Source organism: Flavivirga sp. 57AJ16 (genome assembly GCF_028736925.1).
Classification (GTDB): Bacteria; Bacteroidota; Bacteroidia; order Flavobacteriales; family Flavobacteriaceae; genus Flavivirga.
In genome coordinates this window covers 49825-70220 of record NZ_JAQZAT010000002.1, presented here as the reverse complement: position 1 = coordinate 70220, position 20396 = coordinate 49825, and the positions used below count along the sequence as shown (strand labels likewise).

General features: G+C 33.3%; 21 protein-coding genes and 1 riboswitch. Of the genes, 14 read left to right on the top strand and 7 right to left on the bottom strand.

Features of this window, described 5'->3' with window-relative positions:
* The first annotated feature begins 1 nt into the window (after position 1).
* Positions 2-715, top strand: a complete 714-nt coding sequence (locus PQO00_RS02650; RefSeq protein ID WP_274183281.1) for an adenine nucleotide alpha hydrolase — start codon at positions 2-4, stop codon at positions 713-715.
* 218 nt (positions 716-933) lie between these two features.
* Here PQO00_RS02650 and PQO00_RS02645 read toward each other — a convergent pair whose 3' ends face one another.
* Positions 934-2790, bottom strand: a complete 1857-nt coding sequence (locus PQO00_RS02645; RefSeq protein ID WP_274183280.1) for a TonB-dependent siderophore receptor — start codon at positions 2788-2790, stop codon at positions 934-936.
* Positions 2791-2855: 65 nt separating this feature from the next.
* A riboswitch (cobalamin riboswitch) is annotated at positions 2856-3150 on the bottom strand.
* 90 nt (positions 3151-3240) lie between these two features.
* Between PQO00_RS02645 and PQO00_RS02640 the strand changes: the two genes are divergently transcribed.
* The 4 genes from PQO00_RS02640 to cobC are packed head-to-tail and all read left to right on the top strand — an operon-like array spanning position 3241 to position 6108.
* On the top strand, positions 3241-3744 hold the full coding sequence (locus PQO00_RS02640; protein WP_274183279.1) for a bifunctional adenosylcobinamide kinase/adenosylcobinamide-phosphate guanylyltransferase: 504 nt from the start codon (positions 3241-3243) through the stop codon (positions 3742-3744).
* Positions 3744-4790: a nicotinate-nucleotide--dimethylbenzimidazole phosphoribosyltransferase gene (cobT, locus tag PQO00_RS02635; RefSeq protein WP_274183278.1), complete on the top strand. Its 1047-nt coding sequence runs from the start codon at positions 3744-3746 to the stop codon at positions 4788-4790. The genes PQO00_RS02640 and cobT overlap by 1 nt, the downstream gene beginning before the upstream one ends.
* Positions 4791-4792: 2 nt before the next feature.
* Complete coding sequence (locus PQO00_RS02630; RefSeq protein WP_274183277.1) at positions 4793-5554, top strand: adenosylcobinamide-GDP ribazoletransferase; 762 nt, start codon at positions 4793-4795, stop codon at positions 5552-5554.
* Entirely contained in the window at positions 5539-6108 is a 570-nt protein-coding gene (gene cobC, locus PQO00_RS02625) for an alpha-ribazole phosphatase (RefSeq protein WP_274183276.1), read from the top strand. The genes PQO00_RS02630 and cobC overlap by 16 nt, the downstream gene beginning before the upstream one ends.
* Before the next feature lie 186 nt (positions 6109-6294).
* Here the strand turns inward: cobC and PQO00_RS02620 are convergent, their stop codons facing one another.
* From PQO00_RS02620 to PQO00_RS02605, 4 genes are all read right to left on the bottom strand, one after another.
* Positions 6295-6567, bottom strand: a complete 273-nt coding sequence (locus tag PQO00_RS02620) for a GIY-YIG nuclease family protein (RefSeq protein WP_274183275.1) — start codon at positions 6565-6567, stop codon at positions 6295-6297.
* A 328-nt stretch (positions 6568-6895) separates the two neighbouring features.
* On the bottom strand, positions 6896-7075 hold the full coding sequence (locus PQO00_RS20310; protein WP_337992823.1) for a GIY-YIG nuclease family protein: 180 nt from the start codon (positions 7073-7075) through the stop codon (positions 6896-6898).
* A 191-nt stretch (positions 7076-7266) separates the two neighbouring features.
* On the bottom strand, positions 7267-7578 hold the full coding sequence (locus tag PQO00_RS02610; protein ID WP_274183274.1) for a GIY-YIG nuclease family protein: 312 nt from the start codon (positions 7576-7578) through the stop codon (positions 7267-7269).
* Positions 7579-7764: 186 nt separating this feature from the next.
* Positions 7765-8421 (bottom strand): diphthine--ammonia ligase, encoded by a 657-nt coding sequence (locus PQO00_RS02605; RefSeq protein WP_274183273.1) that lies wholly within the window; start codon positions 8419-8421, stop codon positions 7765-7767.
* 93 nt (positions 8422-8514) lie between these two features.
* Between PQO00_RS02605 and PQO00_RS02600 the strand changes: the two genes are divergently transcribed.
* From PQO00_RS02600 to PQO00_RS02565, 8 genes are all read left to right on the top strand, one after another.
* On the top strand, positions 8515-9657 hold the full coding sequence (locus PQO00_RS02600) for an ABC transporter substrate-binding protein (RefSeq protein WP_274183272.1): 1143 nt from the start codon (positions 8515-8517) through the stop codon (positions 9655-9657).
* Positions 9658-10689 (top strand): iron ABC transporter permease, encoded by a 1032-nt coding sequence (locus tag PQO00_RS02595; RefSeq protein WP_274183271.1) that lies wholly within the window; start codon positions 9658-9660, stop codon positions 10687-10689.
* 80 nt (positions 10690-10769) lie between these two features.
* A complete protein-coding gene (locus tag PQO00_RS02590; RefSeq protein WP_274183270.1) occupies positions 10770-11564 on the top strand; it encodes an ABC transporter ATP-binding protein in 795 nt (264 codons plus the stop codon).
* Between the two features lie 83 nt (positions 11565-11647).
* Complete coding sequence (rmuC, locus tag PQO00_RS02585) at positions 11648-12967, top strand: DNA recombination protein RmuC (RefSeq protein ID WP_274183269.1); 1320 nt, start codon at positions 11648-11650, stop codon at positions 12965-12967.
* Positions 12968-13083: 116 nt separating this feature from the next.
* The gene (locus tag PQO00_RS02580) at positions 13084-13713 is read left to right on the top strand and encodes a transcriptional regulator (protein WP_274183268.1); all 630 of its coding nucleotides are present in this window, start codon (positions 13084-13086) and stop codon (positions 13711-13713) included.
* The gene (locus PQO00_RS02575) at positions 13710-14411 is read left to right on the top strand and encodes a DUF3307 domain-containing protein (protein ID WP_274183267.1); all 702 of its coding nucleotides are present in this window, start codon (positions 13710-13712) and stop codon (positions 14409-14411) included. The genes PQO00_RS02580 and PQO00_RS02575 overlap by 4 nt, the downstream gene beginning before the upstream one ends.
* A gap of 5 nt (positions 14412-14416) precedes the next feature.
* Positions 14417-14953, top strand: coding sequence for an acyl-CoA thioesterase (locus tag PQO00_RS02570; RefSeq protein ID WP_274183266.1), 537 nt, complete (start codon positions 14417-14419; stop codon positions 14951-14953).
* 817 nt (positions 14954-15770) lie between these two features.
* Positions 15771-16115: a hypothetical protein gene (locus PQO00_RS02565; protein WP_274183265.1), complete on the top strand. Its 345-nt coding sequence runs from the start codon at positions 15771-15773 to the stop codon at positions 16113-16115.
* A gap of 174 nt (positions 16116-16289) precedes the next feature.
* Here the strand turns inward: PQO00_RS02565 and carB are convergent, their stop codons facing one another.
* Positions 16290-19142: a carbamoyl-phosphate synthase large subunit gene (gene carB / locus PQO00_RS02560; protein WP_274183264.1), complete on the bottom strand. Its 2853-nt coding sequence runs from the start codon at positions 19140-19142 to the stop codon at positions 16290-16292.
* A 112-nt stretch (positions 19143-19254) separates the two neighbouring features.
* The gene (gene rpmH / locus PQO00_RS02555; RefSeq protein ID WP_274183263.1) at positions 19255-19416 is read right to left on the bottom strand and encodes a 50S ribosomal protein L34; all 162 of its coding nucleotides are present in this window, start codon (positions 19414-19416) and stop codon (positions 19255-19257) included.
* A gap of 299 nt (positions 19417-19715) precedes the next feature.
* Here rpmH and PQO00_RS02550 point away from each other — a divergent pair, with 299 nt between their 5' ends.
* Positions 19716-20291, top strand: coding sequence for a DUF2892 domain-containing protein (locus PQO00_RS02550; RefSeq protein ID WP_274183262.1), 576 nt, complete (start codon positions 19716-19718; stop codon positions 20289-20291).
* The last annotated feature ends 105 nt before the right edge of the window (positions 20292-20396 follow it).

Below are 20396 nucleotides of genomic sequence, written 5' to 3'. Positions count from 1 at the left end.
TTTGAATAAAACCAAAACCTATTTTAATTGGAGCTCTGGTAAGGACTCTGCACTGGCGCTTTATCATTTATTGCAAGACGAACGTTATACTGTAGAAGAACTTATTACCACAGTTAATAGTCATTACAATCGAGTCTCCATGCATGGCCTTAGAAAAGAGCTATTGTTAGCACAAACGAAAGCTTTAAATATAAAATCGAGCCTTATTGAATTGCCCGAAATGCCAAGTATGGAAATCTATGAGCAAAAAATGACAGAAGTTGTCACTCGATTAAAAGAAGATGGTTTTACACATAGCGCCTTTGGTGATATTTTTCTTGAAGATTTAAAAAATTATCGTGAAAACCAATTAGCTGAAGTAGACTTAAAAGCCCTATTCCCTATTTGGAAGCGAGACACTAGAGAACTGATATACGAATTTTTAGACTTAGGCTTTAAAACGATTATTGTTTGTGCCAATTCCAAATATTTCGGAGAGGACTTTGTTGGTACCGTTATAGATAAACATTTTATTGATAATTTGCCTGAAGGTGTAGATCCGTGTGGTGAAAATGGGGAGTTTCATACGTTTTGTTTTGAGGGCCCCATCTTTAACAAACCTATTCCGTTTACCATAGGCGAAAAAGTGTATCGAGAATACAATACACCAAAAACAGATGATTCTATTTGTAAAGCTGATAAGTATGGGGTTTGGTATTGCGATTTAATACCATAAAAAAATCGGACACGAATGACACGAATTTTCACTAATCTATCTGTCGATAGACAGATTTCAACCCTGCTAAAGTTTAGTGATTCAAGCTTATATTCAGCCCAATACCACGTAAAAATAAGGCAGTGGATTCGTGTAAATTCGTGTAACTCGTGTCCTTTTTAAAGGTGTCCTCCAAATAACCAAAATAGTGGTACTTAATAGAACAATGACAACACTTTTTACAAGTTCAATTGAAATCCTAATCTAACATTTCTTCCTTTAGATACATACCCTGGGACGTCCTGGTAATCTTCATTTAAAATATTATCGATACCTCCAAAGAGTTTTATTTTGTTTTTTAAGGTGATATGGCTAACATATAAATTAAATAAGCTGAAACTATCCAAAAGAGGCACAAAACTACTTTCAAACCTATCGTGTGTATACTGGTACGACAAAGAAGCAAAAGTCTTTTTAGAAAAATCATAACCTAATTGTAAATTCCCTTTATGCTTAGGGATTCTACGGGCCAAGCTTTCTTTGTATTCTGTAAATGCATAATTGGCTGTAATAGATAGTTTTTCTAACGGTGTTGTGCTAACTTCAACTTCAACACCTCTTGCATTCAATTTATCTGTTGCGTTTAGATACCCTCCGTTTATCCATAATACGGTATTTTTTTCTTCCCTATTAAAGAAAAGTCCCGTCATTCTAAAATTATTATTCAATTTAAACTCCACACCAGCCTCTATAGTTCTATTCTCTTCTGGTTCTAGATCTGGATTAGGGCCAAAAGAACCAAACAACTGTGATAATGAAGGCGTAATAAAAGATGTACTAAAAGATCCAAAAACTTTTGTATAACCATTATCATTGGATTTAATAGTAAAAGATGGGTTTAAATTATATATAAAATGAGACCCATATTCACTGTGATTATTTAATCTTCCTCCAGCATTAACATTTAATCCGAAATCTGATACATAAACAAAGTTTGCATAAGGATCTATGTTTGTAAATGATACTTTTTCAGAAAAATAAGCTTTATTTTCTATAACATTCAATCCAACAATGGTATAAAACATTTTATTAAATACATATTTATTATAAGCATCCAACACATAGTTTTTTGACTTGAATGTTGAACTAGAAATAAATTCCCTGTCGTATTCACTAAAAGCAGCATTTACATTAACACTTCCGTTTTTATATTTGTATTTTGAAGAGAGCCCAGCCCTAGACTGTTCGCTATTAAATTCATCAAATGTGTCAACTAAATTAAAGTTGGCATCATACCCGTCAATATCGGATTTTGTATTAGTAAGGTTCCCATAAACATTCAAAGAAAAAGCATGGCTAAACTTGTACCCTAAATTAACATCAACATCATATTTTGAATAGGCGTCTTTCTCGTTAGTATCACTTATAGCCGCAGAAAGTCCATCAGAAAATTGATTACTAAACGCTGCACGGTACGTAAACTTATTTAAGGTTCCACTAACAGCAGCACTATTATTAAAATCGGCAATATTGTAATTTTGATCCGACTCAGATTGATTGGTTCCTAAAATTGATGTAAAAACGGCACTTACTTTTTTAGTGTCCGCTTTTTTAGTGGTAATATTAACAACTGCCGATGCAGCTCCGCTACCATACAAAGTACTCGTAGCCCCTTTGATTATTTCAATAGACTCAATTTGACTTAAATTTAGAAGCCTAAAATCATACTCAATATTAATCTGGGACGGATCACTTACCTGAATACCATCAATTAAAACCAAAACCTGGCGATTATTCCCCCCACGGACATATACCCCTAAATTCTGACCTGCATTGCTCCTACTACCATTAATTTCGATACCGGACTGTGCATTTATTAATTCTGAAACCGTTCTTCCTTGATTTCTTTCAATATCGACCTTCGATATTTTAATAATGGATTTCCCTGAATTTTCACGCTTTAATCTAAAACGCGAATCTGTAACGACAACTTCATCCAGCGTTTTTAATTTGGTTGAATCTTGCTCTTGTTGTGCAAAACCGATTAATGATACCCCAAAACATAGAATACCAAAAACATTCATCTTTTTGTTCATTTTAATGACTAATTAATCGAGAGTCGTATGGATGTCATACGCAAACTTTTATCCCGAAAGTTTAACTTATTTGTTTTGAAAATGGCAGGTCTCCTGACTTGTTTTATGTTACTATACCTTCCCAGCAATAAAGCCAGTGGTTATGAAGTTAATAACATCCTATTAGAGGTGCTGAAAAGAATTCAGCATAAACTTACAGTTGCGGGAACAGCTCAGGACTGGAGATTTTAGATTTTGGACTTTTGATCTTAGAATTTAAAAATTCGTAAACCATCAATCGACAATCGTCAATCGCTTCACCTGATTCCCTTTTAATCCGTTCAATTAAAACTGAACAGAACCAAAATTCGCTGCAAATATACTATCAATTTTAGAATTTAAGAACACCCTTTAGGCTTTATTCATATAAAATATTTAATCTTTGCAAAAGCATTAAAATAATTCCTTGATATGATTTTTTATATAACCGGAGGTGAACGCTCAGGTAAAAGCAGCTATGCACAAAACTTGGCTCTGTCCCTTTCAAATACACCTAAATACATTGCAACATCGCGTATTTGGGGTGATGACCATAGAAAACGAATTGATAGACATATTGCCGATAGAGATGAAAGGTGGACATCTGTTGAGGAAGAAAAGGTCCTCTCCAAAATGATAGACCCGAAAGATGTGGTCGTTATTGATTGTGTAACACTGTGGCTCACGAATTTCTATGTCGACACAAAAAATGATATCGAAAAAAGTCTAGAATTAGCTAAAACTGAATTTGATAAATTACTTGGCATAGATGCGACCATCATTATAATTTCCAATGAAATTGGTATGGGCGTACATGCCCAAACAGAAATAGGTAGAAAATTCACCGAACTTCAAGGTTGGATGAATCAGCATATAGCTAAACATGCCGATAAGGCAACTATGATGGTATCAGGAATCCCTTTAACTCTAAAATAATGACACATACCACAGTACCTATAAACAATTCTGAATTAAAACTGGAACTTCAAAAGAAAATTGACCTTAAAACAAAACCTATGGGCGCTTTAGGTATTCTGGAACATTTAGCCACTAAAATTGGCTGCATCCAAAATACTTTAAATCCAAAAATATCAAGCCCCTCTATTGTTGTATTTGCAGGCGATCATGGCATTGCGACTAAAGGGGAAGTGAATCCCTTTCCACAAGAAGTAACGGCTCAAATGGTTTATAATTTTGTGAATGGTGGCGCTGCCATAAATATTTTTAGCAACACCAACAAGCTAAACTTAAAAATAGTTGACGCTGGAGTGAACCATACGTTTCCTGAAGCACTTGATATTATTAATGCTAAAATTGATTTTGGCACGAACAATTATCAGGAAGCACCGGCCATGACATTAACACAGTGTGAAAAGGCTTTTAAAAAAAGTGGCGACATTATTTCTAAACTTAAAAATGAAGGCACAAATACTATTGGTTTTGGTGAAATGGGGATTGGTAACACCTCGTCGGCAGCTCTACTTATGGCCTATTTTACAGAAATACCAATTTCTGAATGTGTAGGTGCCGGTACAGGGCTAAATAAAGAAGGGATCCGTAAGAAACAACAAATCTTATCTGAGGTTTTTAAAAAATACCATCCTAAAAATGCATTAGAAGCCATGTCTATTTTTGGCGGTTTTGAAATAGCCATGCTCTGTGGTGCTATTTTAAAAGCAGCAGAATTAAAAATGATCATAATTATAGATGGTTTTATAGTAACTGCTGCCCTTTTGGCTGCACAGGCAATAAACAGAAACGTTTTGGATTATTGTGTATTTGCCCATAATTCAAATGAAAAGGGACACATAAAAATGTTAGGGTTTCTAAAAGCAAAACCACTACTGTCCTTAGGATTAAGGTTAGGCGAAGGTACGGGAGCTGCATTAGCAATACCGCTAGTACAAGCATCAGTGAATTTTTTAAATAACATGGCAAGTTTTGATACTGCTGGGGTAAGCGAGGAAACCAAAACTATTTAGAAATGCGAAAAGAACTCCAAATTTTCTTAACGGCCATCCTGTTTTTCACAAGAATCCCTTGTCCCAAATGGGTAGACCATAACCCCGAATACCTTTCAAAAAGTGCTAAATACTTTTCGTTAGTTGGTATTATTGTTGGTGGTGTAAGTGCTGCAGTATTTTATGGTTTTTCTTTTATTCTTTCTACCGAAATAGCACTTTTATTAAGTATGGTAGCAAGCATATACACAACAGGCGCATTTCATGAAGATGGTTTCGCAGATGTTTGCGATGGGTTTGGAGGTGGATGGACTAAAGAAAAAATCCTTCTTATCATGAAGGATTCCCGCTTAGGTACCTACGGTGTCATAGGCTTGATTTTAATACTTACCGTTAAGTTTTTTGCATTAAGAGACATGCCGCTTCCCTTTATTCCAATAACGATCATTGTAGGTCACAGCCTAAGTAGATTTATAGCGACCACATTAATTTACACACACCCTTATGTTCGAGATACCAAAGACAGTAAAGCTAAACCAGCGGCCAAAAGCATAACCACAGGCATGCTTCTTATTAGTGCTGTTTTTGGAATAGCTCCCATACTATTTTTTAATAAACCTTTAATGTTTATAAGCATTATTCCATGTTATTTAGCAAAAGTCTATCTAGGTACTAAATTTAAAAAATGGTTAGGAGGACAAACAGGCGATTGTGCCGGGGCTGTTCAACAATTATGCGAGGTTGTATTTTATTTAAGCGTTATAGCTTTATGGAAATTTATATAATTAGACACACAACTCCCGGCATTGAAAAAGGAATTTGCTATGGACAAACCAATTTGAACTTAACAGATACCTATCTCGAAGAATTTAAAAAGATCAAACAACAAATCCCTAGCAATAAAGCATATCGTATAAAGAGTAGTCCATTAAAACGATGTGCATTATTTGCAGATTATATAGGATCTGATGTTTCTTTTGACGACCGTTTAAAAGAACTTGATTTTGGAGACTGGGAAATGAAACCATGGCATATGATCCCTGAAGAAACATTAAGTCCATGGATGAAAGACTTTGTTAATGTTAGAGTGCCCAATGGCGAGTCCTATATTGAACTGGCGTCCAGGGTAACTGCTTTTTTTGAAGAAATCATAAATTCACATAATGAACAAAATCTAATAATTGTAACCCATGCCGGTCCAATAAGAGCTTTTCTTTCGTCTATTTTAGACGTGCCTTTAGAAAAATCATTTAGCATTAAAATTCAATACGGTGCTATTTTTCATCTTAAAAAAGCAGGGACATCCTGGGAGCTTCTTTCTGAAATTGAACGAGCCTGAATCAGGTATAAGTTATATTTTATTTGCTGATATGATTTGCTTTAAAGTTATTTTGTTATTATTCCTTATTGCTAAAACAACACTTGTCATTCCTGCGGAAGCAGGAATCCACTCGCATACCAAAAACATTAATATTTCCTTTATTTTTCATTCAATCAAATAAGTCCAATCCTTAGACAGGTCTTTCTAATTTGGATTCTCTTTTTCTATTAAATCTATTTTCCATTGACGCTTCCATTTCTTCATGTTCTTTTCCCTTTTAATAGCATCATCAACATATTGATAAGTTTCAAAATACAACAATTTGTATAAGCCATATTTCTGTGTAAAGCCCTTGACCAATTTATTTTTGTGTTCAAACATACGGCGTTCCAAATCATTTGTTACCCCGATGTACAAAGTCCCACAAGTTTTATTTGTTAAAATGTAAAGGAAGTATTGGTGAATTGTCTTATACATAAAATATTTATTAAACCAGTGGATTCCTGCCTCCGCAGGAATGACAAAACTCAAAATTTTGAGCTTCGTAAAAAGAAGGTTAAAGATTAAACAGTGTTATTGTGTTATTATTCCTTATTGCCAAAACAACACTTGTCATTCCTGCGGAAGCAGGAATCCACTCGCATACCAAAAACATTAATATTTCCTTTATTTGTCATTCAATCAAATAAGTCCAATCCTTAGACAGATCTTTCCAATTTGGATTGTCCTTTTCTATTAAATCTATTTTCCATTGACGTTTCCATTTCTTCATGTTCTTTTCCCTTTTAATAGCATCATCAACATATTAATAAGTTTCAAAATACAACAATTTGTATAAGCCATATTTCTGTGTAAAGCCCTTGACCAATTTATTTTTGTGTTCAAACATACGGCGTTCCAAATCATTTGTTACCCCGATATACAAAGTCCCACAAGTTTTATTTGTTAAAATGTAAAGGTAGTATTGGTGAATTGTTTTATACATAAAATATTTATTAAACCAGTGGATTCCTGCCTCCGCAGGAATGACAAAACTCAAAATTTTGAGCTTCGTAAAAAGAAGGTTAAATATTAAACAGTGTTATTGTGTCATTATTCCTTATTGCTAAAACTTGTCATTCCTGCGGAGGCAGGAATCCACTCGTATACCGAAAACAATAATATTTCCTTTATTTGTCATTCAATCAAATAAGTCCGATCCTTAGACAGGTCTTTCCAATTTGGATTCTCTTTTTCTATTAAATCTATTTTCCATTGACGCTTCCATTTCTTCATGTTCTTTTCCCTTTTAATAGCATCATCAACATATTGATAAGTTTCAAAATACAACAATTTGTATAAGCCATATTTCTGTGTAAAGCCCTTGACCAATTTATTTTTGTGTTCAAACATACGGCGTTCCAAATCATTTGTTACCCCGATATACAAAGTCCCACAAGTTTTATTTGTTAAAATGTAAAGGTAGTATTGGTGAATTGTTTTATACATAAAATATTTATTAAACCAGTGGATTCCTGCCTCCGCAGGAATGACAAAACTCAAAATTTTGAGCTTCGTAAAAAGAAGGTTAAATATTAAACAGTGTTATTGTGTCATTATTCCTTATTGCTAAAACTTGTCATTCCTGCGGAGGCAGGAATCCACACGTATACCGAAAACAATAATCTTCCAAAATCAATCCTCAATAAGCACTAATTCAGCAAAATTATAATTACTGGAAACCGCCTTTTTAATAACTTCCACATCAATCCTATTCTTAAAAAAAGGGGCGTTGGTAACCAGTGTGTGGTATTCTCCATTTTCTCCACAAGCATCAATACCCATAGATTCAAAGGTTTCAATAATGGATACATCAATAGTTCTTCCTAAAAAGTCGGATCCCAAATCGTTATTACAAGATACAATAATAGCTTCTAAGCCATCCGAAATCATATCTAAGACCAATTGTTTTCTATTTTGTTGCCACAAAGGCAAAATAGCCTCTAAACCTGAGGCATTAGACACTTTTTCTTCCCAGGATCGATGCGATTCAATATCAATATCTCCAAAAACAGTATGTGTTATTGGGTAATCCTTAACCAGTTGTTTTAGGTTTTTGATATACTTTACTTCATAATCTGTCCATGAACTGCTAAAAAAATGAATTGGTAAATCCAGAGCCTCAGCCTGCGCCTTTAAAATTGGTTTTGTAATACCATGGGAACGGGAACGATCTCCAAATTCATTCATTACATTTAATAAAACTGTTGGTTTATATCCTAATCTCATCGCTTTATAAAAGGCATAGCAGCTATCTTTCCCCCCACTCCAGGAACACAAAAAATGACTCATAATTTATTTTAAAGCATCAAAAATAGGTTTAATTACCAGAAGATTCTAGTTTTACAAAAAAAATAAAGACCTTTAGACCTTAATTACTTTTTCATGCGTTTTTTAACCCTTTTAGTAACATGTTCCGTACTCCTTACTTCCTGTAAAGAGGAAAAAAAGCAAACAGTAGCTTCCATAAACAAATCAGAAGGAATAGAAGAAATTATACGCTATGCTGAAGGTTTCTCTATAACTAAATATAAAGATTACAAAAAAGTAGTTGTTAATTCAGCATGGCCAAATAGCAATAAAACCTTTACTTATTTTTTAGTAAATAAAGGCAAAAAACTGCCGGCACAAGATGCAAATGCCAAAATAATAGAAGTACCTATTAAAACAATTGTTGCTGTTTCCACAACCAATATTCCTGCTTTAGAATATTTAGGAGTGGACCGTAGTTTAATTGGTTTTCCTAACACAAAATACATTTGCTCTAAAAAAACCAGAGAGCGAGTTGATAATGGGGACATTAGAGAACTAGGCAACGATTTGGAACTCAATATCGAATTACTTTTAGAGCTAAATCCAGATTTAGTAATGGGCTTTTCTGTTAATGGCGTCCATAAAAAATTAGATCAAATAGAGAAATTAGGTATTCCTGTTGTCCTTGATGGTGCTTGGACAGAGCAACACCCTTTGGGAAAAGCTGAATGGATAAAATTTGTAGCGGCATTTTACAATAAAGAAAAAGAAGCCGATTCTGTTTTTAAAACTATAGAATACAATTACTTAAAAGCAAAAGAGACAGCAAAAAAGATAGCCAGAAAACCAACAGTCATGTCAGGATCTACATTTAAAGATGTATGGCATGTTCCTGGTGGCAAAAGTTTTCTTGCGAAATATTTAGAAGATGCTAATACCGATTATATTTGGAAAGAAAACAATAATAATGGAAGTCTACATTTAAACTTTGAAAATGTATTGGAAAAAGCTCAAAATGTAGAACTATGGATAGGTGCTGGAAACTTTGATACTAAAAAAGAAATGCTACAAGATCACAAAGGCTATGCCTTTTTTAATGCTTATAAAAATAACCATGTATATACCTATACCGAAAAGAAAGGTGAGAAGGGTGGACTGCTCTATTACGAACTGGGAACTTTACGCCCTGATTTAATTTTAAAAGACGTTATAAAAATGGCACACCCAGAGCTATTAAATGATTATGAACTTTTCTTTTTTAAACGCTTAGAATAATTGCCACATACTAAAACATATAAACGTTCATTTATAGTATTAATCCTATTACTTTTCCTGTGTTTTTGTGTAAACATTAGTTTAGGTTCTGTTTTTATCCCTTTCCAAGATGTTTTTAATGGCTTAATTGGGAATCCAACAGGAAATGAATCCTGGCAACATATTATTCATGAATACAGGTTACCAAAAGCATTTACAGCCATTATCGTTGGTTCTGGCTTGGGCATCTCCGGCCTGCTCATGCAAACATTATTCAGAAACCCACTAGCTGGTCCTTTTGTTTTAGGAATTACATCCGGTTCGAGTCTGGGGGTGGCTTTAGTTATTATGGGCGCATCGATTTTTGGCGGTACTTTTGCCGAAATACTTGTTTCTAAATGGAGCATTGTCATTGCCGCCAGTTTAGGTAGTTTTATAGTACTTCTATTTGTTCTAATAATATCTAATAAAATTAGGGACACCATGGCCATATTAATTATAGGCTTAATGTTTGGCAGCATTACCACAGCTACAGTTAGTGTGCTCTCTTATTTTAGCTCTGCGGAAGAGTTACAACAATATATTTTTTGGGGGTTTGGTAGCATAGGGAATCTTACATGGCATGAATTATTTATTTTATTTATAATTTATATATTAGGCATATTAATGAGTTTGGTCTCCATAAAAGCATTAAACACATTATTATTAGGAGAAAATTATGCAAAAAGCTTAGGGTTGGATATAAAAACAAGCCGATTGTTTATAATTATTGCTACCAGCTTATTAGCAGGAACCATTACAGCTTTTGCGGGACCTATAGTATTTATAGGATTAGCTATCCCACATATGACGCGGCAAATTTTTAACACCTCCAACCATAAAATATTATTGCCCGCAGTTTTTTTATTTGGTGCTATTGTGATGCTTATTTGTGATAGCATTGCACAGTTGCCATCGAGTGACCTGACCTTACCAATTAATGCCATAACTTCTTTATTTGGAGCTCCCGTTATTATTTGGTTATTAGTTAGAAAACGAAAAATGATGTTCTGAAATAGATAAAAAATGAAAGGCACAAGACAAAAGACCCCTATTGTAAATATTTGAAATTTGGAGTTTTCCTATTGGAATTTATGACAAAAAATGAATCACATATCGTTTTAAAAACCCAGGATCTGGCCATTGGCTATACTTCTAAAAAAGTAAAAACCGTTATAGCTTCTAACATAAATGTTGAATTACATAAAGGAAAACTTGTTGGGCTTATTGGAGCAAACGGTATTGGAAAGTCCACTTTGTTACGAACACTTACAAATGTTCAGCGTAAACTAGGTGGGAGCATTACCATTAATAATACCTCTTTAGAAAACTATTCGAATATTAATTTAGCCAAAACATTAAGCTTGGTACTTACAGAATCTCTAGGATCTAAAAACCTGACTGTTTTTGAATTGGTAGCTCTAGGTCGCCAACCTTATACCAATTGGATTGGAAATTTAACCAGCGACGATTTTCAAATTATAAAGCAATGTTTGCTTCAAACAAATATGGATAGTTTAAAACACAAAAAATGTTATGAGTTAAGTGACGGTCAACTACAAAAGGTTATGATTGCTCGTGCTTTGGCTCAAGATACCGATTTAATTATTCTAGATGAACCTACCACACATCTGGATATGTACCACAAAGCCTATATTTTAAAACTACTTCAAAAACTGGCCAAAGAAACAAACAAAACCATTCTTTTTTCCTCTCATGAGATAGATTTAGCCATTCAATTATGTGATACTTTAATTGTGATGACTAAAGATACCGTTATTACAGACCAACCATGTAACCTGATCGAAAAAAATGTTTTTAATGATTTGTTTCCAAAAGATTTAATAATTTTTGATGATAAAACGGGGAGCTTTCGGGTGAAGAAATAAAATTCTAAATTCCAAAATATTTAGTACCCACCTTCTATCTTCCGTTCAAAAAAATTATCTTTGGTTATATATTTTTAAAATAAATGAACGACCATCCCATTCTTATAATAGCCATACTCATTTCTGCAGCCATTGGAGGTTATTTAGGCATCTTATTTACCAGATTAAAAAGTAAAAGCGAAAAAAGTACTCTGGAAGAACGCCAAAATCAAATGCAATTAACAATTGATGAGTTAAAGCAAAACTTAGATAAAACTAAAAATGAACGTGAAGACATAAGAAGGGAAAAAGAGTTTTTAAATGCTGAATTAATCAGAAAAAATACCGAGTACGAAAACCTTCAGCAATTAAACTTAAAACGCGATAAAGAGCTAGAAGAACGCCAAGAACAATTGCGCAAGGATTTCGAATTATTGGCCACTAAAATATTAGAAGAAAAATCTGAAAAATTCACACTTCAGAATAAAGAGAACATCAAAAACATCTTAAACCCTTTACAAGAAAAAATACAAGGTTTTGAGAAAAAAGTAGAAGCATCACAAAAAGAAAGTATTAGTATGCATTCTGCTTTAAAAGAACAGTTGTTAGGCTTAAAAGATCTTAATCAACAAATGGCCAAAGAAGCTACCAACTTAACCAAGGCCCTAAAGGGCGATAGCAAAATGCAAGGAAATTGGGGCGAATTGGTTTTAGAGCGTGTTCTTGAAAAATCTGGATTAGAAAAAGATAGAGAATATTTTGTACAACAGAGTTTCACTTTAGAGAATGGTTCCAGGGTCTTACCCGATGTTGTTTTACATCTTCCCAATAATAAAAAGATGATAATCGATTCTAAAGTATCATTAACGGATTACGAACGTTTGGTAAATGCTGAAGATGATGATAAAATACCTTTTTTAAAAGCACATGTTAACTCTATTAAAAAACATGTCGACCAGCTTTCAGAAAAAAACTATCAAGATCTGTACGATATAGAATCGCCAGATTTTGTGCTCATGTTTATCCCTATAGAACCTGCTTTTGCTGTTGTTGTAAACGAGGACAATACCATATACAATAAAGCTTTCGAGAAAAATATTGTTATTGTAACGCCTTCTACTTTACTAGCCACCCTTCGAACAATCGATACCATGTGGAACAATGAAAAGCAACAACGAAATGCTATAGAAATAGCCCGACAAGCAGGCGCCTTATATGATAAGTTTGAAGGTTTGGTTAAAGATCTAACAGGTGTCGGTAAAAAAATCGATGCTGCAAAAACCGATTATTCCGCAGCCATGAACAAGTTGGTTGATGGTAAAGGTAATCTGGTTACAAGTGTCGAAAAACTTAAAAAAATGGGTGCTAAAGCTAAAAAAGCCCTACCAGAAGCCATTATAAAACGTGCAGAAGATGATAAATAAGCTCCTTATTTTATCACATAAAAGCGTGATATCACTATTTATCATCTAAAAACGTGATATATTTGTTTATCACATAAAAACGTGATATATTTGTTTATCACATAAAAACGTGATATATGATATCTAATACCATAACAAGTGTCCTAACAGGCGACATTATCAAGTCCAGAGATCAGATAAACCCCGAAGTATGGATAAAAGTACTTAAGGAGGCGTTATCCTATTTAAGTAAAGATAAAGCGTACTGGGAAATATACCGTGGCGATAGTTTTCAAATAGAGATTAAAGATATTCGTTCTAGTTTTATAGCCGCATTATACATAAAAGCCTGTATAAAATCCATTCACGGTTTAGATGTTAGGTTGGCCATTGGCATAGGCAATAAAACCTACGAAGGTGAAAATGTAACGGAATCTAATGGAGAAGCCTTTGTGTTTTCTGGAGAAACACTGGAAACCTTGAAAAAGGAAAAGCAAAATTTACGTATAAAAACCAATAATCATGAAATTGACGAAATATTAAATTTATATTTCAAGTTAGCGTTAATAACTATGGATAGTTGGACCATCAATTCTGCCGAAATAGTTAAACTAACCATCGAAAACCCCAATATACTACAAAGTGAATTAGGTAAGCTTATCGGCATTAATCAAAATGCTATAAGTTCTAGACAAAAACGGGCCCACTTAGACGAACTCATGGCGCTAGACCTTATGTACAGAAAAAAAATAGATACTTTAACATGATACTACTTAAACTTTTATTGGCACATTTAATTGGTGATTTTTTTCTGCAACCTCAAAAATGGGTTCGGGAAAAAGAAAAGAAAAAATTAAAATCCCCAAAACTGTATTTGCACATATTAATCCATGTGGTTCTAATAATAGTACTACTTTGGGATACATCCCTGTGGCCCATTGTGGTAACTATAGGTGTTTCACACCTTTTAATTGATGGTTTAAAGTTGATTATTCAAAAGAAAAAAACAAAACGATTGTTATTTTTTATAGATCAGTTACTTCACATTTTAGTGATTATGGGATCTTATTTTCTCTATACAAACCATACATTTCATCTAGAGGCTTTTATAAACGAGAACAACCTTTTACTATTAACCTGTTTGGCATTTTTAACAATCCCGGTCTCTATAATTATGAAAACTATTTTTTTTAAGTGGAATATTTCAGAACTCACTAAAAATAATGAGTCGCTTAAGGATGCAGGTAAATATATTGGTATTTTAGAGCGCATTTTAGTGTTTATATTTATAATTTTAAACCATTGGGAAGCCGTTGGTTTTTTAATTACTGCTAAGTCGGTTTTTAGATTCGGTGATTTAAAAGAATCCAAAGATAGACAGCTAACCGAGTATATTTTAATAGGCACTTTAATTAGTTTTGGAATAGCAATAATTACAGGTATTATCTACACTGTGTTAACTTAAAGTATATGTTTAAAAATATAAAAGAATCTCAAATTACCATCTCGGAACTCATGCTACCATCGCACTCAAACTTTAGTGGCAAAATCCATGGGGGCTATATTTTAAACTTGATGGATCAAATCGCATTTACCTGTGCTTCGAAACATTCCAGAAACTATTGTGTGACTGCATCTGTAAATAAAGTAGATTTTTTAAACCCTATCGAGGTTGGCGAATTGGTAACATTAAAAGCATCCGTTAATTATACAGGTAGAACTTCTATGGTTATTGGGGTTCGCGTTGAATCGGAAAATATCCAAACAGGCCATACAAAACATTGCAATTCTTCTTACTTTACCATGGTTGCCAAAGACAAAAATGGAAAAAACGCTCCAGTACCTGGTATTATATTAGATTCAGAACAAAGTATCCGTCGTTTTTCAAGAAGTATTGCAAGGCAAGAACAAGCAAAGAACAGATCTAATCGTTTTAAAGCTTCTGAGTTTAAAATTAACGATTATCTAGATCTTCTAAAAGGCCATAATACCAAAGTAGAATATTAAAAATGTAATCTTAAAATGGCATTAGGTATGATTCCTAAAGATTGCCAAATGGTTTCGTTTACCACATGATCATTTATACAATAAAAATTATTAATCTCATTTTCTGTACTTAGTAAATTCCAAATAGAAATACCTATGTTGGCTTTTGTCTTATACCAATTATGAATTAAAATGAGCTACAGAAAACGACATTGCTTATTTGTTTTTGCCTGCTGCGTGTTATTTGCATAGACTAAGCTATGGAAATGACGAGTAAAGTGATAAAACAAATTAATGAATGAGTTTGAATTGCGTATTTTAATTCATAATTGGTATTATTACCTCGTTTAAAATCATAAAGCACAGAAACATCTAATCTTAACGTGAGTTCGATGTAAGTATAATGTTATTGAGCTGACCATCAATAATTTCATTACCAATAACAGGTCTCGTTGTAGGATAACGACATGTAGTGTAAAAAGACACATTTTATTAGGTGAATTCAAGGTGTAATACCAATTATTATTTAAAATGAGCTATAAATAATTTGAATTATATTTTGATCAGATAAGATAGAAAATTCAATCATAGCCTTAGTTATGGTTTTATACCCAGTCGAGCTGAGCTCATGTTTTATATTGAAATATGAGCAAAATTGTAATCGAAGATTCATGAACTCCTTATCAAATTAGATCTGTGAACTAAACAAATTATAGGGGTTGTTTTGAGTCATAATTGGTATTAGTTATAAATACAAAAACCTAACTCAATTTAAATCATTATTCTAAATCGTATATTTGTTTAAAAGTATATTATCCCATTTTAACTCCCAAATCCTATGAATTTTAAAAACGGCATTTATTTATTCACTACCATACTAGTATTTAGTTGTTCTAACGGGAGTGACGATACAGTATCCCAACCAGATCCAAATGCAAAAATCACCTACAATGCGAATATAAAAAGTATTATAGCCAGTAACTGTTTACAATGTCATGGAAACCCAACAGCAAATGGTGCTCCTTTTTCTTTGGTGACATACACCCAGGTTAAAAATAAAATAGATGATATATTACCTCGAATTAAAAGTGCTTCCAGTCCTATGCCTCCTACTGGGCAAATGCTGTCTAAAAACATAGAACTTATTGAAAAATGGAAAGATGATGGGCTTCTGGAAGATTAGTTTCACGAATCATTTTCTACTGGTACTAAAAACTTGGAAACTGTTATTCTGGACACTTCGTCTTTAGTTTGTCTTGATTGCCCACAAAGTTTTGGCCTCAGGCTCAAAAATCGAAATTTTGTATTTTGGTTTTAAAAAGCCTAAATAAAAATGCCGCTAAAAGCGGCATTTTTATTATTTACTTAAATACATTTTTCGTCTGGAATACAAATCGTAGAATTCATCATCTTTTAAACTATCTATGAACAATATACTTTCTCCAGTACTCTTCATTTCTGGTCCTAATTTCTTATTAACATTAGGGAATTTATTAAATGAGAATACAGGCTGTTTAATAGCATAACCTTCCAATTGAGGGTTAAAATCAAAATCTTTGATTTTCTTTTCGCCTAACATCACTTTAGTTGCATAATTCACATAAGGTTCACCATATGCTTTTGCTATAAAAGGTACTGTTCTAGAAGCTCTAGGATTCGCTTCAATAATATAAACAGTGTCATCTTTAATTGCAAATTGAATATTTATTAATCCTACCGTATTTAATGCTAAAGCAATTTTTTTAGTATGGTCTATTATTTGTTGCATTACCAAATCACCAAGATTAAATGGTGGTAACGTCGAGTTACTATCTCCAGAGTGTATACCGCATGGTTCTATGTGCTCCATAATACCTATGATATAGACATCCTTGCCATCACAGATAGCATCAGCTTCAGCTTCTATAGCACCATCCAAATAATGATCTAATAGTAACTGATTCCCAGGCATTCTACTTAACAGGTCAACCACATGCTTTTCTAATTCTTCCTTGTTAATGACAATCTTCATGCCTTGACCTCCAAGTACGTATGAAGGGCGTACCAAAATCGGAAAATCCAATACATCTGCTATTGCTGCCGCTTCATCCGCAGTCGTAGCTATATCAAATTCAGGGTAAGGAATATTATTCTCTTTTAAAAGGTTTGAAAACAACCCTCTATCTTCTGCTAAATCAAGGGATTCAAAACTAGTTCCTAATATTTTAATACCGTATCTCGAGAGTTTTTCTGCAAGTTTTAAAGCCGTTTGACCTCCTAATTGCACAATAACCCCTTCTGGCTTCTCATGCTTAATGATATCGTAAATATGTTCCCAAAAAACAGGTTCAAAATATAACTTATCAGCGGTGTCAAAGTCTGTGGAAACGGTTTCAGGGTTGCAGTTAATCATAATAGTTTCGTACCCAGACTCTGCAGCTGCCAGTACACCATGTACACAACAATAATCAAACTCAATACCTTGTCCTATTCTATTTGGTCCCGATCCTAAAACAATAATTTTCTTTTTATCTGAAACGATACTTTCATTATCAGCATAGCGTTTACCATCTGCTGTTTCCATATCACTTTCAAACGTTGAATAATAATACGGTGTTTTAGCTGTAAACTCAGCAGCACAGGTATCAACTAATTTGTAAACACGATTAATACCTAAAGTTTCGCGCTTATTATAAACCTCACTTTCCAAACAACCTAACATATGCGCTATTTGTCTATCACCATAACCTTTTTGCTTTGCTTCCAGCAATAAATCTTTCTCTATCGTATCAATATTAAAAGTAGAAATTTCATTGTTAAGGAAATGCAGCTCTTCGTACTGCTTCAAGAACCACATATCAATTTTTGTGATTTCATGAATTCGACTTAATGGAATCCCCATTCTAATAGCATCATAAATAATGAATACACGATCCCAAGACGCATAAGTAAGCTTCTCTATAATTTGGTCGTAATTCTTATTTTCTTTTCCATCGGCACCAAGTCCATTACGTTTAATTTCTAATGACTGAGTTGCTTTATGGAGCGCTTCCTGAAACGAACGACCAATTCCCATAACTTCTCCAACAGATTTCATTTGAAGCCCTAAAGTTCTATCCGATCCTTCAAATTTATCAAAATTCCAACGCGGTATTTTTACGATCACATAATCTAAAGTAGGTTCAAATAAAGCCGATGTAGATTTTGTTATTTGGTTTTCTAATTCATCTAAATGATAACCAATAGCCAATTTAGCAGCAACCTTCGCAATTGGATATCCCGTCGCTTTACTTGCCAATGCTGAAGAACGTGATACTCGAGGGTTGATTTCAATAGCAATAATATCTTCTTTTTCATCTGGACTTACGGCAAATTGTACATTACAACCACCTGCAAAATCTCCAATACTACGCATCATATGAATAGCCATATCACGCATTTTTTGATACGTTCTGTCGCTTAATGTCATAGCTGGTGCTACTGTAATAGAGTCCCCTGTATGAATTCCCATGGGATCCATATTCTCGATAGAACATATAATGACCACATTATCATTAGCATCCCTAAGTAACTCTAATTCATATTCTTTCCAACCAATCAATGCTTTATCTATCATAACCTCATGAATTGGAGAGATCTCCAAACCACGGGTTAACAACTCATCAAATTCTTCTTGTTTATGTACAAAAGATGCCCCTGCTCCCCCTAAGGTATATGATGCTCTAATAACTAAAGGAAAACCAAATTCCTGAGCAATTTCTTTTCCTTTTAAATAAGATGTCGCTGTTGCTTGAGGGGCCATCGGGATACCAATTTTAAGCATCAATTCCCTAAATTGTTCCCTGTCTTCAGTAATGTTTATGGCATCAATATCAACACCTATAATTTCAACATCAAAATCTTTCCAAATACCTTTTTCATCAGCTTCTATACATAAATTTAAAGCTGTTTGACCTCCCATTGTTGGTAAAACGGCATCAATTTGTGGATGATCTTTTAAGATTTTAATAATCGATTTTGTATTAAGCGGAAGCAAATAGACATGATCCGCCATAGAAGGGTCGGTCATAATTGTTGCTGGATTGGAATTGATAAGAATGGTTTCAATCCCATCTTCTCTAAGCGATCTCAACGCTTGTGTTCCAGAATAATCAAATTCACATGCTTGTCCAATTACTATAGGACCAGATCCTATAATGAGTATCGATTTTAGATTTGAATTTTTTGGCATTTTTTACTAGTTATGTCGTATAATATAATTTGTTACAATATAATATTCGGTAGATATAAAAAAAGGCGTTACACTTAAGTAACACCTTTAAATTATAAACAATTGTTAATCATTATTTCTTATGTCTTATTTCAGATGACACAGATATTCTTTTTCTTCCTTTAGCTCTTCTACGAGCTAATACCTTTCTACCATTGGCAGAAGCCATTCTTTCTCTGAAACCGTGTTTGTTTCTTCTCTTTCTTTTAGAAGGCTGAAATGTTCTTTTACTCATTATCTTGTATCTTTAAATCTGAAATTGTATTTTTCTTTAGTTTGGGCTTCCTCCAAAACCGAGGGCAAATATACAAAGCCTTTATTACTTTGCAAACCATTTTTAAAAAAATATTTTTAATTATTTTTTTGATTAAAATATTCCAACAACACCTTTATTTATTTGGGCTAACCACTCCTTTTTTGTTAAATATCTATGGGTTGGTTTTAATAAAAATTTAGTTTCTTTGCAATAGAAAACATAAGAGACCTTATTTGAATATAAAAATAACGTCTATTCTTATTTATAAACTTATTAAAATGTACAATAAAATTATAAAACTAATTATAGCAGCTGGTATTATTGCTTATGCTGTATATCAATTTACTGAAGGTTATATAGGTAATGGCATTATGCTTATACTCCTCTCTTTAATTTTTGTATTCCTTTACTTCAAAAATGAATTTATTTTATTAGCTTTTTTAAGATTGCGCAAACAAGATTTTGACGGTGCAAAAAAATGGCTTAACAAAATTAAAAACCCTGAATCTGCTCTGGTAAAAAAACAGCAAGGCTATTATAATTATTTGCATGGTATTATGGTATCGCAAAGCAATATGAATGAAGCCGAAAAATATTTTAGAAAAGCCATTTCTTTAGGGTTATCTATGGATCATGATCTAGCCATGGCAAAATTAAATTTATCTGGTATTGCTTTTTCTAAACGTAGAAAACAAGAAGCCCAAAAACTACTATCTGAAGCTCAAAAGCTAGATAAACAGGGGATGTTAACCGATCAGATAAAAATGATGAAACAAAATATGAAACGTTCTCAAATGCCTAACCAACATTATGGTAGCGGTGGTTCTTTAAGAGCACAGAAAAGAAGAGGTTGATTCCTTTTATTTTCAAAACCCTGCAATTTCATTGAAATTACTTTCGTTTCAATAAATTTTTAACCGCAATTTTATCATCCCCGCACTTGACATATAGATCCTACT

Bases quoted from the DNA above. Each gene is read 5' to 3' on its own strand.
- PQO00_RS02645 (WP_274183280.1), bottom strand. From the start codon at position 2,790: ATGAACAAAAAGATGAATGTTTTTGGTATTCTATGTTTTGGGGTATCA.
- PQO00_RS02640 (WP_274183279.1), top strand. From the start codon at position 3,241: ATGATTTTTTATATAACCGGAGGTGAACGCTCAGGTAAAAGCAGCTAT.
- cobT (WP_274183278.1), top strand. From the start codon at position 3,744: ATGACACATACCACAGTACCTATAAACAATTCTGAATTAAAACTGGAA.
- PQO00_RS02630 (WP_274183277.1), top strand. From the start codon at position 4,793: ATGCGAAAAGAACTCCAAATTTTCTTAACGGCCATCCTGTTTTTCACA.
- cobC (WP_274183276.1), top strand. From the start codon at position 5,539: ATGGAAATTTATATAATTAGACACACAACTCCCGGCATTGAAAAAGGA.
- PQO00_RS02620 (WP_274183275.1), bottom strand. From the start codon at position 6,567: ATGTATAAGACAATTCACCAATACTTCCTTTACATTTTAACAAATAAA.
- PQO00_RS20310 (WP_337992823.1), bottom strand. From the start codon at position 7,075: ATGTATAAAACAATTCACCAATACTACCTTTACATTTTAACAAATAAA.
- PQO00_RS02610 (WP_274183274.1), bottom strand. From the start codon at position 7,578: ATGTATAAAACAATTCACCAATACTACCTTTACATTTTAACAAATAAA.
- PQO00_RS02605 (WP_274183273.1), bottom strand. From the start codon at position 8,421: ATGAGTCATTTTTTGTGTTCCTGGAGTGGGGGGAAAGATAGCTGCTAT.
- PQO00_RS02600 (WP_274183272.1), top strand. From the start codon at position 8,515: ATGCGTTTTTTAACCCTTTTAGTAACATGTTCCGTACTCCTTACTTCC.
- PQO00_RS02590 (WP_274183270.1), top strand. From the start codon at position 10,770: ATGACAAAAAATGAATCACATATCGTTTTAAAAACCCAGGATCTGGCC.
- rmuC (WP_274183269.1), top strand. From the start codon at position 11,648: ATGAACGACCATCCCATTCTTATAATAGCCATACTCATTTCTGCAGCC.
- PQO00_RS02580 (WP_274183268.1), top strand. From the start codon at position 13,084: ATGATATCTAATACCATAACAAGTGTCCTAACAGGCGACATTATCAAG.
- PQO00_RS02575 (WP_274183267.1), top strand. From the start codon at position 13,710: ATGATACTACTTAAACTTTTATTGGCACATTTAATTGGTGATTTTTTT.
- PQO00_RS02570 (WP_274183266.1), top strand. From the start codon at position 14,417: ATGTTTAAAAATATAAAAGAATCTCAAATTACCATCTCGGAACTCATG.
- PQO00_RS02565 (WP_274183265.1), top strand. From the start codon at position 15,771: ATGAATTTTAAAAACGGCATTTATTTATTCACTACCATACTAGTATTT.
- carB (WP_274183264.1), bottom strand. From the start codon at position 19,142: ATGCCAAAAAATTCAAATCTAAAATCGATACTCATTATAGGATCTGGT.
- rpmH (WP_274183263.1), bottom strand. From the start codon at position 19,416: ATGAGTAAAAGAACATTTCAGCCTTCTAAAAGAAAGAGAAGAAACAAA.
- PQO00_RS02550 (WP_274183262.1), top strand. From the start codon at position 19,716: ATGTACAATAAAATTATAAAACTAATTATAGCAGCTGGTATTATTGCT.